Below are 13,709 nucleotides of genomic sequence, written 5' to 3'. Positions count from 1 at the left end.
GATCAGCTCTCCCTTACGGCCGAGGCATGGCCCGGGACGGTGATCGGGATGTTGAAGCCGGGGAAGAGCACCGGCACTTCGAGGTCGACCTCGGCCTTCACCAGATCCTCGCCGTCGCCCTGGCAACGAATGTCGGCGTTCCAGGCCCCGGGAAGGTGCTCGGCCCCGGCTTGCTCGCAGGCCTCGTGGCCCGACTCGGTCCCGGCGGTGACCGTGTACGCCCGCACCGCCTCGTCCGCCGCGTTCCCCGCCAGCGAGAAGGTGTAGCCGACCAGCGCGGCCTGCCAGAGCAGGATCACCGTGCCCAGAATGATCGGGACCATGCCGGCGAACTCGATGGCGACCTGCCCCCGGTCGTCACAGGGCCACGCACCGCGCGCCCTGTGCGGCCACGCACCGCGCGCCCTGTGCGGCCACGCACCGCGCACCTTGTGCGGGCGCGCACCGCGCGGCCCGTCCTCCCGGCGGCGCCGCCGCTCAGCGCGCGAGCGCGTGCCGTCCGGCAGAGTGCCCGGCCGCGTGGCCGGGCCCTCTCCGTATCGTCGTATTCCTGTTCCTGTTCTTGGGACACTCATGCGTCAACGCTCCCCCTCCGGCTGGTGGGCTGCCCTCATCGGTCGTGCTGAGTTCATCAGTCCTGCTGCCTCGGTCGTCCGCGCAGGACCCCGACCGATCCGCGGTCTCCCTTGAGCTTCGTGTTCTTCTCGCCGCCTTCGGGCGCTTTCACCAGTCCCAGTTCCCCGGCCAGCCCCCACATCGCCTGCTTCACCGTGGACTTGGACTCCAGGTCCTGCATCCGGCCCGCGTCGACGGCGGCCTGAAGCTCCTTGAAGTTGGCCGGGATCGTCACCCGCGCGACGCGGGTGCCGGTGATCCGTTCGATCAGCGGCGGCTGGATCTCGGTGTTGCGCATATGGCGGTTGACGACTATCACGGTCTCCTCCGCCTTGCGGATCTGGAGCCGGTCCCACAGCCGCACCATGCGCTTGGCCGCCCGGACCGACACCACATCGGGGGTCGTCAGCAGCAGGGTGGTGTCGGCCATCTCGATCGCCGCGGCGTTGGCGCTGTTCATCTGGGTGCCGCAGTCGATGACGACGACTTCGTAGCGGTTGCGCAGCGCGCTGACGATCTGCCGTACGGACCGTTCGTTGACCTCTTCGCCGCGCTCCCCCTCCCCCGGCGCCAGCAGCATCCCTATCCCGCTCGGGTGGAGGTAGATCGCGTCCTGGAGCACCCGGGGGGATATGTCCTGGATGGAGGCGAGGTCCACGATCGACCGCCGGAACTGCACATCGAGGTAGGAGGCGATGTCGCCGGCCTGGAGGTCGAGGTCGGCGAGTGCGGTGTTCATGCCGGACGCCCGTGCCGCCAGCGCCAGTTGGACGGCGACCATGGTCGTACCGACGCCGCCCTTCGCGCCGCTGACCGTGATGACCGTACCGCCGGGGCCGGTGAACACGTCCGCGCCCTGGCCGAGATGGCGTCGTACCCCCACCGACCAGGCCGCCGCCGCCTGTACGCGCTGGGCGAGTTCCTCGTACGAGAGCGGCAGCCCGACCAGACCGCGGGCGCCGGAGTCCATGGCGGCCGCGAAGAGGCCGGGACCGGCGTCCGTGGTGACGAGGATGACCCCGACCGCCGGGAAGCGCAGGGCCACTTCCCGGATCAGTTCGAGCGCCGGTACCGGACCGATCCGCTCATGGACCAGGACCACTTCCGGCAGTTCGTCGATCGACTCGGCGGCCAGCCTGGCCAGGGTGTCGATCAGCGAGGTGGAGTCACCGACAGGTGCGGCCGGCTCGGCGTCGGGGAGCTGGCTGAGCAGCGTCGTGATGGACCGGGCGGCATCGGCGTCCCCGACTACCGGCAGGATTCTGGTGCTCATGCCCTTACTTGTCCCCTTCGAGGGTGTAGGTGTTCTCCCCCGGGCGCAGCGTGGTGGGGCTGCCGTCGGCGAGGAGCGCGAGGCGTACGTGCTTCGCGAAGGACTCGGCGTACGCGACGCGCTGGGCGTCCTTGGTCTTCAGCGCGAAGGTGATCGGGACAGCTTTGGTGGCCGCGCTGCGGCTGCTGCTGCTCTCGTCGGGCTGTAGCGCGGTGAGCTTGCCGACGTCGAGGACCTTGGCGTTGGGGACGATGATCCGGGACTCGGCGGCGGCGTCCCGGCTGTCGCCGGCGAAGGTCGCGAAGATGTTCACCAGGTCGCCGGGGAGGATCTTCCCGGCGACACCGGTCGACGCGTCGATCATGATCGCGATCTCCTGCTCGTCATTGGCGAGCGCGGGCCGATTGACGATCATGTCGTCCTGAAGGAGCGAGCCCTGCTTGAGCTGGGTGACGGCGATCTTTCCGTTGACGACGGCCAGATCGGTCACCGCGTTCTCGGAGAGCCAGCGCTTGGGCATGCTGATCTTCTCGAACTGGCCCTCGTTGAGCGGGGTGTACGGAGCGACATCCGCCTTCAGGCGGTACGCGTCCACTTCGGGTCCGACCTTCGAATTCACGTCGCTTATCACGGACAGGACACCGGCGAACGCGGCGAAGGCGCAGAGGACCGAGAGAAGAAGGAGTATGACGCCGCGGCGTTGCCGTGAATTCATGAGCGGTACAACCTCGTTCGGTGACGTGAGTGTGAGGGACGTGAGTGTGAGGGACGTGACGATGGGGGCGGGGTGTGAACACTCGGTGTGGGGGGCTCTGGGTTCGAGCCGATTGCGAAGGCCGAGTGTGCGGTCGGTGCGTGAAGTCTGAGTGAGGAGTCGGACGTCGGGTCGGGGGGTATCTGGAGTCGGGGGAGGAGACGGAACCCCGGTGCCGGCGGGGCGCGTAGAGAGCGCTTCCGGTCGCGCGCGACGTTGCGCGTGGCGTTCCGTCCAGGTGATCAAGGGCCTCTCGTGTGGATCTTGCTGGGGTCCCAGCCCGATCCGAACGAAAGACCCTAGGTGGATGTTCCCTGCTTCAAGACACCCGCCGCGCCCATTTGGTTCTCCGGCGGCGCGAGCGGAGCGGAACAGAATCCGCAGCGGTCACCTATGAGTTCGATACCGCACCAGGAACACACCTCTCTTCGTACGGAGGAGACCAGCTGATAGAGCACGGAAATATCAGGCAGAAAGGCGGCGAACTCGACCATCTTGGAAGTTCCCCACCAGCGCGGTGAATCGGCCGGGAGGGCGCTCTCCTGGATGCCCTGGACCCGCCACGCGGGCGCGAGGGTCTTGGTCACCCAGTCGGATTGCGACTGCCCCTTGGCGACGATGAGTTGGGTCCCGAAGTCGGGGCCGGTCAGTTCACCGGACCCGCCGATCTTGATCAGTTGGGGCGTCGGGTTGGCGAGCACCCCGAACTGGGACCCGGGCACCCAGGACTTCGCATGGGTCTTGAGGCTCACGGGCACCCGGTCGAGCCTGGTCACGGAGTTGAGGAGCGCTCCGGCGTAGATGTAGTGCGAGAGCAGCCGGGCCGCGGAAGCGACGATTCCGGCACTGAAGTCACAGATGGACAATTGTCGCAGCTGGCGCACGAGTACGGCCACGCCGAGCGGCGGCAGATCAAGCTTGAGGAGCGCGATCCGGTCGGTTTCCAGAACCGACCGGACGGTGTGCAGTCGTCGTTCATGAGCCGCCGTGATCGACGCGGGATAGAGCGCCACGACATAGCCGTGCTGCTCCACGAGGACCTGTGTGTCGGCGAGCGCGGCGTCCAGTGGCTGGGCGTCGGGTGACTGGAGCAGCGCCGCGGTCGGCGTCTGCTGGTCCGTCGGTGGTAGCACCAGATCAGGACTGGTGACAGCAATCGCGGTCGGCACGCTGGTTCCCCGTTCGGCTCCGGCCGCCGGAGTCCCGACGGCCGCAGTTCTCCCCTGCTGGGCGCTTCTGCTTCAGCACTTTATCCACCTCGTACTGCGCAGAGAACACCTATCAGATGACGATGCCAAGGGTGCGGGCGGCTCCCTCCGGCAAAGCCGGGCGAAGCAGTCAGCTGTTCACTGCCGTTTCAAGTAATATTCCATTTCGTCGAATTCCGCATCCAATCGCTCGGCTTTGGGCCCGAGTTGGGCCCACGGACCCACGAACGGGCAAGACCCGCGCCCGTACGCTCCCTTTCCGATTCCGCGTGCGAAAGGCACTCGGTCACGGAGGGGGACGGGCCGATGAGATGGCGGAGGGGACGCCCAACGGGCCTCCCGGCGTATCACTGGATGAGACGCCGGACGCGCAGGCCATCGGGCCACGGGCGGGACCGAGGGGCAACGGCCACCGAGTACGCGGGCGTGATCGTGGTCGTGGCGGCGGTCGTCGGGGCACTGGTCGGTACGGGAGTCGACCAGACCCTCGCCGACGGGCTGCGCTGTCTGATCACCTTCAGCGGCCCCTGCGACGCGGGCGGCGGCGGAGGGCAGAACCAGTCCGCGCCCAGGACCGACGCCGATTACGAGCCGCCGCTCTGTCAGATCTCCTCGGTCACCGACAAGGCGGGGGCCAAGGCGAAGGTCCTGTTCATCGAGTGGGGCGAGGAGTACGGCTTCCAGCAGACGACGTTCCAGTCCAACAAGGACCTCAACAAGGACGGCAAGGTCGACGTGAACGACCAGCAGGTCATGATGACGTTCACCGACGCCGCCTCCGTCGCCGCCAAGAAGGACTGGAAACCGGGCGCGAAGATAGGCAAGTTCGGCGCGGACAAGGTCGAGCTCGGCGCCGGGATCAAGGTCACCAACGGCGACACCTGGGTCTTCGACAGCGAGGAGCAGGCCAAGTCGTTCCGTGACGACATCGAGGAACTCAAGACGTACGAGCTGGCCAATCGCAACGCCAACGCGCGCGGCGGCGGCCTCGGCAACAGCATCCTCTATCTCTTCGGCAAGGGCCCGATGGCCAAGGAGGAGGAGCTGCGCGACCGGATCGAGGAGAAGCTCGGCAACCGCCACATCAGCTACGGCAAGGTCGGCCTGGAGGCCAGCGCGGCGGGCGGGCTCAAGCTCTCCGCGGGTGACGAGAAGAAGCTGAGCGCCACCCTCGGCGGGAACTTCAAGTTCTCGCCCGAGGTGACCTGGACCGACAACAATTTCAAGGGCACGAAGGCGTACACGTACAGCGCGGCGATCGAGTACGGCGGCAAGGTCGGGTACGAGGCCGGGCCCCTCAGCGGGGAGTCCTCCGCGTCCACCACCCAGACCGGCACGATCACCGTCACGCACGACAAGAAGACCGGTGAGCTGCTGCGCATCGACATGACCCGTACGGTCGAGAAGGGCGCCACGAAGGACGGCGCGAAGGCCGGCGGGGACAACGGGAAGAGCGGCGACGACAAGCGCGGCGGCAGCGGCGGGGCGAAGGGCACCGACGGGTCCACCGGTATCGAGGTCGTCACCAACTCGGTGGTCATCCCGCCGGGCTCCGACGGTGACAAGCAGCGCCGGATCGCCCAGGAGTGGCTGGACGGTCACGGCGACAACGCCGCGCCCTTCACCTACATGTTCGACGACCACGCGCCGACGAAGCGCCCCGGCGCGGACGATCCGTTCGGTCGGCTGCTCTTCGACGAGGGGCTCTCCAGCCGGACGAACTACACCGGGCAGACCCAGGCCGCGGAGTACGGCTTCGAACTGAACCTGGGGCTCAGCCTCGGCTTCTCGGTCTCCACCGAGAAGAAGGAGGAGACGCTCGACAAGGCGCAGTTCCTGGGGGCACCCCATGGGGACAGCCGCACCTACCTCCCGTACAGCTACTGTGCGAACTGACCCGGCCGGCGACAGGAGCACACCAGCCATGAGGACACCCGCCATGACCACCCCGACCACTCCGAGCGCCCAGACCGCCCAGACCGGCCCGACCGCCCGGACCGGCCCGAACAGCGGGAAGGCCTTCCGGTGGCCCGCCGGCCGCGCCGCCTCCGCCGCCGTCGTCGCCGTCGTCGCGCTCGTGGCCGGGTGCGGTACGGAGGCGACGGCCGGCGTGGTGCCCGAGGGCTGGGGCACGCTCACGACCTCGTCGGTCACGGTCGCCCACCCGCCCGCCTTCACCCCGCAGGGCGCCGGTGAGCGGAGCGAGTACAACGCGGCGGCGGCGACGCTCGCGGAGGGCGGCAAGGACATCGGGATGATCACCGTCCAGCTGGACTTCACCAACGCGGACTCGGTGGAGGAGGCGGCGATCGGTGCCGAGGCGGGCATAGCCCTCGGCTCGACGCTCGGCAAGCAGCGGGAGATCGAGGTCGCCGGTCCCGAGGGCAGGACGGAGGCCAGACGCATCGACTTCGAGTTCACCGAGAAGGGCTCCCGGATCAAGGGCATGATCGTCGCGGGGCTGGACTCCGCGAACACGTCCTACGCGGTAAGGGTCGACGCGGCCAAGGGGAGACTCGGCGACGGCGACCTCACGAAGATCATCGACTCGATCACGCTCAAGTAGGCGGCTGTCATGGACATCCCAGGCGGTGACCAGGTCTTCTTCGGGGGCATGACCCTGCTGTTCGGCTGGCTGGCGGCCCACTACGCCCGGCGGCTCGCGGCGGTGGCACGCGCGCTCCGGGCGGGCGGGCGGGCTCCGGGCACCTGCGTACGGATCGAGAGCGAGCCGTACAACCGCTCGGACGCGCGCCGGTACGTCTTCTCCTTCCGCGCCCCGGACGGGCGGAGCGTCGAGTTCGAGGATCTGGCGACCGGCGCGGTGAGCGTGGGTACGCGGGTCACGGTGGCCTACGATCCGGCGGCCCCCGAGCGCACCGCGACGGTCGCGGGGCGCGGCAACTGGTCACCGGTGGCGCAGTACCTACTGCTGGTCACCGGGTGCGGACTGGCGGCGGCCTGCTTCGCGGCGGTGCTGGTGTTCACCGTGATCTGAGGCGCGTCACGGCGAGCCGAGACACATCAGGGCGATATGAGGCGCCCATCCGGGGGCACCCGACCGGGGGCACCCGACCGGGAGCACCACGACCCCCGGGTCCTGGAAATCAAACAGCGAAAACGATCTGAAGCACGGGGATTTGATGCACGGCGATCTGTTCACCCATCCGTTCGGAGGCGAGAGGCGATGACGCGGTACGACTACCCGAGGGCGCCCGCACGCCGGGGCGACGGAGGCGGTGCGCCGGTCCTCGCGATCGTGCGTGCCTGGGCGGCCGGCATCGTCATGCTGCTCATCACGGAGTATCTCCAGGCCACGCTGGTCTACGACCACCTGGTCTCGGACGAGAAGCTGGAGACGTTCCTCGGCCGCCTGCTGCTGATCCATCTGCCGAACGCCACCTGCATCGCCGTCGCCGCCTGGGCATCGGGACGCGCCCACCGGGACCCGTTCCGCGACGCCACGGCGCAGCATCTGACGGCGGTCCTGACCGTGCCGGTGGCCGCGCAGGCCCTCAACCTTTCGCTCCAGTGGGACGACCTGGCGGCCGAGGGGCTGCTGATGTCGAACGCGGTGCTGGTGGTCGGGTGCGTGACCGGTTACGTGGTGGAACGGCTCCAGGAGGACTGATGTCCGGGGACCGACGTGGGAGGCCGGCTCCGGAGGACTGATGTCCGGGGACCGACGTGAGAGGCCGGCTCCGGAGGGCTGACGCGTGGAGGGCCGGATTCCGGGGCACTGCCGCCGCCCCTCCGTATACGACCCGCTGCCAGAGGTCTTGACAACTTGATTGGTCTGGACCAGTTTTACGCCCGACGGTGGCCACCGTTCCCCCTCTCACGTACCTCCATCCCCCAACCCCAGCCGGAGGCAGCAAGTGGAACGCGCACCAGGCGGCAGAGGACGTATCAGAACCTGGATCGGCGGGACGGTGGCCGTGCTGGCCGCCGGCGCGCTGAGCCTGACCGGGCTCACCGGCACCGCGCAGGCCGCGGACATCAATGTGGCCAAGAACGCGGGCTTCGAGTCCGGGCTCAGCAACTGGACCTGCTCCGCGGGCAGCGGGACCACCGTCGGATCCCCCGTGCACACGGGCGCCGCCGCGCTCCGGGCGGCCCCCGCAGGCCAGGACAACGCCAAGTGCGTCCAAGCGGTCGCCGTACAGCCCAACTCGACGTACACCCTGAGCGCCTGGGTCCAGGGCGGATATGTGTACCTCGGGGCCGAGGGCACCGGCACCACCGATGTGTCGACCTGGACGCCGGACAGCTCCGGCTGGAAGCAGCTCACCACCACCTTCAGGACCGGCGCCTCGACCAGGTCCGTGACCGTCTACACCCATGGCTGGTACGGGCAGAGCGCCTACTACGCCGACGACGTGTCCGTCTTCGGCCCCGACGGCGGCGGGGGCGGCGATCCCGAGCCCCAGATCCCGGGCGCGCCCTCCGGGCTGGCGGTCGGGTCGGTGACCTCGTCCTCCGTGACCCTCAACTGGAGCGCGGTGTCCGGCGCGAGCGGCTACAACGTCTACCGGGGCGGTACGAAGGTCCAGTCGGCGAGCGGCACTTCCTCGACCGTGACGGGGCTGGCCGCGGACACCTCCTACGACTTCCAGGTGACCGCCACCAACGCGGCCGGTGAGTCCGCGAAGTCCGCGACCGTCACCGGCAGGACCGCCCAGGGCGGCGGCAACCCGGGCAACCCGGCCGTGCCGAAGCACGCGGTGACCGGCTACTGGCAGAACTTCAACAACGGCGCCGCCGTCCAGAAGCTCCGTGACGTGCAGTCGCAGTACGACATCATCGCCGTCTCGTTCGCCGACGCGACGACCACGCCCGGTCAGATCACCTTCAACCTCGACCCGGCCGTCGGCTACGCCTCGGTCGCCGACTTCAAGGCGGACATCGCCGCGAAGAAGGCCGCGGGCAAGTCGGTGATCATCTCTGTCGGCGGCGAGAAGGGCACCATCTCCGTCAACAGCGACGCCTCTGCCACCGCCTTCGCCGACAGCGCCTACGCCCTGATGCAGGAGTACGGCTTCAACGGCGTCGACATCGACCTGGAGAACGGTCTCAACTCCACCTATATGACAAAGGCTCTGCGTCAGCTGTCCGCGAAGGCGGGCGCGGGCATGGTGCTGACGATGGCGCCGCAGACCATCGACATGCAGTCGACGGCCGGCGAGTACTTCAAGACCGCGCTGAACGTGAAGGACATCCTCACGGTCGTCAACATGCAGTACTACAACAGCGGTTCCATGCTCGGCTGCGACGGCAAGGTCTACTCCCAGGGCTCCGTCGACTTCCTCACCGCCCTCGCCTGCATCCAGCTCGAAGGCGGACTCGACGCCTCACAGGTCGGCCTCGGCGTCCCCGCCTCCACGCGCGGCGCGGGCAGCGGCTACGTGGATCCGTCCATCGTGAAGAACGCGCTGGACTGCCTGGCCAGGGGCACGAACTGCGGCTCGTTCAAGCCGTCCAGGACCTACCCGGGTATCCGTGGCGCCATGACCTGGTCCACCAACTGGGACGCGACGGCGGGCAACGCCTGGTCCAACGCGGTCGGGCCGCACGTCCACGCTCTCCCGTAGTCCCGTCGTAGTCCCGCTAATCCCGCTAGGCCCGCTAGTCCCGTAGCACCCGTAGTCCGCACCACCACCCCGAGCCCCCCACAGGGCCGGCAGCGCCGTCGAACCCCACCCGACGGCGCTGCCGTGTGTCCGGCGCCGGAGCGATTGCGGTAAGAAGGACCGGAAGGACCCCCGGATTCAAGGGGGTTCGGGAATACGGATTCGGGGATACGGGGAATTCATGTTGGCGGAGGCAGTGACGGCGGCAGCGGCGGCCGGTGGGATCGCGGTCGTGGAGGGCGCGGCGTCGGCCGCCGGTACGCAGGCATGGGAGTCGTTCCGTACGCGCGTCGCGGGCTGGTTCGGGCGGGGCTCCGGGAACGCGGAGCTGGAACGGGTGACGCTGGAGCGGCTGGACCGTACGGCGGTGGAGCTGGACGGGGCGGACGCGGCGGGCCAGACGCGCCAGGCGGACAGGTGGGAAGACCGCTTTGTGGACGTACTGGAGGCCGCGCCGGAGGAGCTGAGGGCGGAACTCGCCCAGCAGCTCAGGGAGTTCAGTGACGAGCTGCGGGCCGGGCTGAACTCCGGGGGCGGGACGACCATCACCAGCAGCGGCGCGGGCTCCTTGATCGCCACTGACAAGGTGGACGTGAAGGGCAGTGGCAGCGGCAGCACGGCGGCCGTCATCAACAACACGAACCACTACTACGGCGCGACGGGATCGGCACCGGCCCCCGTAAACCCTCCGTTGCCGGAGCCGGGCCAGGGCTGACCGGTTCCGGCTTCTCGACGCGGGAGAGCGACCAGATCACTCTCGCGGTGCCGCACGGCTCGGCGTCCCAGCGCGCCCTGAGGGGCAGGGACGCGTTGCTTGACCGCCTCCAGAGCTCCGTACGCGGCGTGGACGCCGGGCGGGTCCATGTCGTACAGGGACTGGGCGGGGTCGGTAAGACGAGCGTCGCCGTGTCCCTCGCCCACCGCTTCCAGCGGGAGACCGACCAGGTCTGGTGGATCGGCGCCCAGGACGCGTCCCGGTTGATGGGCGGCCTGACCGCACTCGCCCGCCAACTCGGGGTGCCGGACCCGGAGATCACCGGGGGCCGGCTGGTCGACCAGCTCTGGCGACGCCTGTCGGCGCTGACCGACCCCTGGCTGCTGGTCGTGGACAACGCCGACGACGCCCGGCTGCTGGACGGCCCGGGGCGGCTCGCGGGGGGCACGGGGCTCGTACGTCCCCACCGGTCACCGCACGGGCTGGTCCTGGTCACCAGCCGCGACGGGCAGACGCAGACGTGGGGGGCCCACGCGGTCCTGCACCGGCTGACGCCTCTCGGCGACGGCCATGGCGCGGACATCCTGCTGGGCCTGGCGGGCCCGACCGCCGGTTCCCGCGAGGAGGCGGCGGAACTGGCCCGTCGGCTGGGCGGGCTGCCGCTCGCGCTCAACACCGTGGGCCGCTACCTGGAGGCCGTGGGGCAGCGTCCGGCGCGTTTCCGGGATGCCGGGGAGACGGCGACCTTCGCGGAGTTCCGCGCGTCGCTGGACGACGGTGGTGCGTTCCCGCACGCCGGTACGGCCACCGCGCTGGCGGGCATCTGGCGGATGTCCCTGGACCTGCTGACCGAGCGCGGACACCGATGCGTACGGCCGCTGCTGGAGGTGCTGGCCAACTTCGCCGACGCGCCGGTGCCGTTGATCCTGGCCGACCCCGCGGTGCTGGGCGAGGACGAGGCGTTCGAGGGTGTGGGCGGCGCCGAGATCTGGGACGCGTTGCAGGCACTGGCGGGACTGGGGCTGGTGGACCTGACCGAGGCGGATGCCGACAGGGTCGAGACCGTCACCCTGCATCCACTGGTACGGGACGCGCACCGGAGCCCGGGGAGGTACGCGCTGAATGTGCGGCTGCTGGACGAGGCCGCCGAGAGCGACGAGGCGGGCATGCCGGAGGATGCGGAGCGATGGCCCCTCTGGTCGTCGCTCACGCCGCATGCCGTGCACGCACTGACCTTCGAGGAGGGCTCGGACGCCGACCGGCTCTTCCTGGAGATCCGGTTGGCGGTCGAGCTGGTGGCCCGGAGCCTGGCAGCCCAGGGACAGCTGAGCCAGGCCAGAGGACTGCTCGAAGAACTCGTGCCCCGGCTGGGCGGCATCCTCGGCGAAGACCACCCCGTCACCCTCACGTCCCGCCACACCCTTGCCAGCGTCCTGGACGACCAAGGCCATCTCCAGCAGGCGCGCGCCATCTACGAAGACGTCCTCACCACCCGGCGCGGCGCCCTCGGCGAACACCACCCCGACACCCTCACCACACACCACAACCTCGCCGTCGTCCTGCACTCCCAGGGCCACCTCGACCAGGCGCGCGCCATCTACGAGGACATCCTCTCCACTCGGCGCAGCGCCCTCGGCGAACACCACCCCGACACCCTCACCACACACCACGAGCTGGCCCGCGTCCTGCATGCCCAAGGTCACCTCGCCCAAGCGCGCGCCATCTACGAGGACATCCTCAGAACCGAACGGGACAACCTCGGCGAGAACCACCCCTCCACCCTCACCACCCGCCACAACTTGGCCACCCTCCTGCACCACCAAGGCGACCACGCCCTCGCGGCGGCCGAGATGGGCGCGGGACTCGCCGCGCTGCGGCGCGTACTCGGTCCCGAGCACCCCGACACGCTCTCCACGGAGAAGTGGCTCAGCATCATCAACGCGGCCCTGGACGAGCCGTAGACCCCCTACCAGGGAATGTCCCGCACCTGCTGCACGCACAGCACCACGAACAGCAGCCCCGCCGCCGACAGCATCACATTGCTCAGGACGCCGTTCCGCCATTCCTTCGGCGTGCGCGAGGAGTTGAGCAGCCACACCAGCGTCAGCGCCAGGAACGGCATGAAGAACGCGCCCAGCACGCCGTAGACGACCACCAGGCCGAACGGCTCGTCCAGGAAGAGGAGCGAGATCGGCGGGAAGGTCAGCCAGAGCAGATACGCGCGGAACGGCACCGAGCGTTCGCGCTCGCCGGCGGCGACCTCCTCCGTGGTCTTCCTGGACTCGTCCGACGCCCCCACGCGGTCCTTGCGGATCCGTTCCACGAAGTCCGCGAACATCAGGCTGACGCCGTGCCAGACACCGATGAGCGACGAGAACGACGTGGCGAAGAAGCCGATCAGGAACAGCTTGGCGGTGGTCGCGCCGAAACGGTCCTCCAGGATCACGCCGAGATCGATCAGACCGCGGTCGCCCTTGGTCAGGGCGATCTGGGAGGAGTGCAGCAGCTCGGCGCCGATGATCAGCATGGCGACGACGAAGAGGCCGGTGGTGAGATACGCGACCCGGTTGTCGAGGCGCATCACCTTCATCCAGCCGGTGTTGGTCCACCCCTTCGCGTTGACCCAGTAGCCGTACGCGGCCATGGTGATCGTGCCGCCCACCCCGCCGATCAGGCCGAGTGTGTAGAGCAGTGAGCCGTCCGGCAGGACCGGGAGCAGTCCCGCGAAGCTCGCGCCGACGTCGGGGGCGACCCGGACCGCGACGTACATGACGACCACGAACATCACGCCGATCAGGACCGTCATGACCCGCTCGAAGACGGCGTACTGGTTGAACCAGACGAAGATGAGCCCGATCAGCCCCGTGATGACCGCCCAGGTCTTGAGCCCCGGGCCGTCCGGGAAGAGCGCGACGATCGGGAGCGCGCTGGAGGACATCGCCGTGGCGCCGTAGACGAAGCCCCAGACGACGACGTACCCCGCGAAATACACGGTGGTCCAGCGGCCCAGGCTGCGCCAGCCCTCGAAGAGCGTGCGGCCGGTGGCGAGATGCCAGCGGCCGGTGGCCTCGGCGAGGGAGATCTTGACGACGCAGCCGATGACCGCCGCCCACATCAGGGTGTAGCCGAACTTGCTGCCCGCGATGAGCGTGGCGACCAGATCGCCCGCGCCCACGCCGGTCGCCGCGACGACGATGCCGGGGCCGATATACGTCCAACTCGACTTGCGCGGACGGGAGACGGCCTCATTCGTGCCGGTGTCCGTGGTGTCTGCCATACGTGTCGTCGCCTCCCGCTTGTCTCCGTACGTGACCCGAGTCACCAAAGCGGGGTCACGATGATCGCGCAAGAGGGCCTGCGGTGAGGGTTCGGTGGCGGGAGCCGGGATCGCCGCCCCGGTCCTGTCGGGGGGGGGGGGGGGGGGGGGGGGGCGGCCCCCCCCCCCCCGCGAAAGTATTTTTAAAAAAAAACACCCTCAACCCCAAAAAGCCCCCCCCACAACACACCAAGCAGC

At 69.1% G+C, this 13,709-nt stretch carries 12 protein-coding genes; 7 read left to right on the top strand and 5 right to left on the bottom strand.

Translation table 11 applies throughout. The features are described from left to right. Positions 1-2: 2 nt before the first annotated feature. From ABTZ59_RS31715 to ABTZ59_RS31700, 4 genes are all read right to left on the bottom strand, one after another. Positions 3-323, bottom strand: a complete 321-nt coding sequence (locus tag ABTZ59_RS31715; protein ID WP_351421233.1) for a hypothetical protein — start codon at positions 321-323, stop codon at positions 3-5. Positions 324-631: 308 nt separating this feature from the next. Continuing rightward, entirely contained in the window at positions 632-1,888 is a 1,257-nt protein-coding gene (locus ABTZ59_RS31710; protein WP_351421230.1) for a CpaE/TadZ family protein, read from the bottom strand. Positions 1,889-1,892: 4 nt separating this feature from the next. Continuing rightward, entirely contained in the window at positions 1,893-2,603 is a 711-nt protein-coding gene (cpaB, locus tag ABTZ59_RS31705) for a Flp pilus assembly protein CpaB (protein WP_351421224.1), read from the bottom strand. Positions 2,604-2,941: 338 nt separating this feature from the next. After that, a complete protein-coding gene (locus tag ABTZ59_RS31700) occupies positions 2,942-3,811 on the bottom strand; it encodes a hypothetical protein (protein ID WP_351421221.1) in 870 nt (289 codons plus the stop codon). Positions 3,812-4,204: 393 nt separating this feature from the next. Between ABTZ59_RS31700 and ABTZ59_RS31695 the strand changes: the two genes are divergently transcribed. From ABTZ59_RS31695 to ABTZ59_RS31665, 7 genes are all read left to right on the top strand, one after another. Beyond that, on the top strand, positions 4,205-5,746 hold the full coding sequence (locus tag ABTZ59_RS31695; protein ID WP_351421218.1) for a hypothetical protein: 1,542 nt from the start codon (positions 4,205-4,207) through the stop codon (positions 5,744-5,746). Between the two features lie 43 nt (positions 5,747-5,789). Then, entirely contained in the window at positions 5,790-6,416 is a 627-nt protein-coding gene (locus ABTZ59_RS31690; RefSeq protein WP_351421213.1) for a hypothetical protein, read from the top strand. A 9-nt stretch (positions 6,417-6,425) separates the two neighbouring features. Continuing rightward, a complete protein-coding gene (locus ABTZ59_RS31685; protein ID WP_351421208.1) occupies positions 6,426-6,848 on the top strand; it encodes a DUF3592 domain-containing protein in 423 nt (140 codons plus the stop codon). Between the two features lie 189 nt (positions 6,849-7,037). Beyond that, positions 7,038-7,481 (top strand): hypothetical protein, encoded by a 444-nt coding sequence (locus ABTZ59_RS31680; protein ID WP_351421203.1) that lies wholly within the window; start codon positions 7,038-7,040, stop codon positions 7,479-7,481. Between the two features lie 247 nt (positions 7,482-7,728). Continuing rightward, entirely contained in the window at positions 7,729-9,441 is a 1,713-nt protein-coding gene (locus ABTZ59_RS31675; protein ID WP_351421200.1) for a chitinase, read from the top strand. A gap of 220 nt (positions 9,442-9,661) precedes the next feature. Next, on the top strand, positions 9,662-10,195 hold the full coding sequence (locus ABTZ59_RS31670) for a hypothetical protein (protein WP_351421197.1): 534 nt from the start codon (positions 9,662-9,664) through the stop codon (positions 10,193-10,195). 95 nt (positions 10,196-10,290) lie between these two features. Further along, positions 10,291-12,156 carry a tetratricopeptide repeat protein gene (locus ABTZ59_RS31665; protein WP_351421194.1) on the top strand — a complete coding sequence of 622 codons (1,866 nt, stop codon included), beginning with the start codon at positions 10,291-10,293 and terminating at the stop codon, positions 12,154-12,156. Positions 12,157-12,161: 5 nt separating this feature from the next. Here the strand turns inward: ABTZ59_RS31665 and ABTZ59_RS31660 are convergent, their stop codons facing one another. Further along, the gene (locus ABTZ59_RS31660) at positions 12,162-13,472 is read right to left on the bottom strand and encodes an Nramp family divalent metal transporter (protein WP_351421184.1); all 1,311 of its coding nucleotides are present in this window, start codon (positions 13,470-13,472) and stop codon (positions 12,162-12,164) included. Positions 13,473-13,709 lie beyond the last annotated feature (237 nt).

Origin of the sequence: Streptomyces sp. NPDC094034, assembly GCF_040303865.1 — a bacterium.
Classification (GTDB): Bacteria; Actinomycetota; Actinomycetes; order Streptomycetales; family Streptomycetaceae; genus Streptomyces.
Note: the sequence above shows the minus strand (reverse complement) of the source record. Positions and strands in the feature narration are given on the sequence as shown.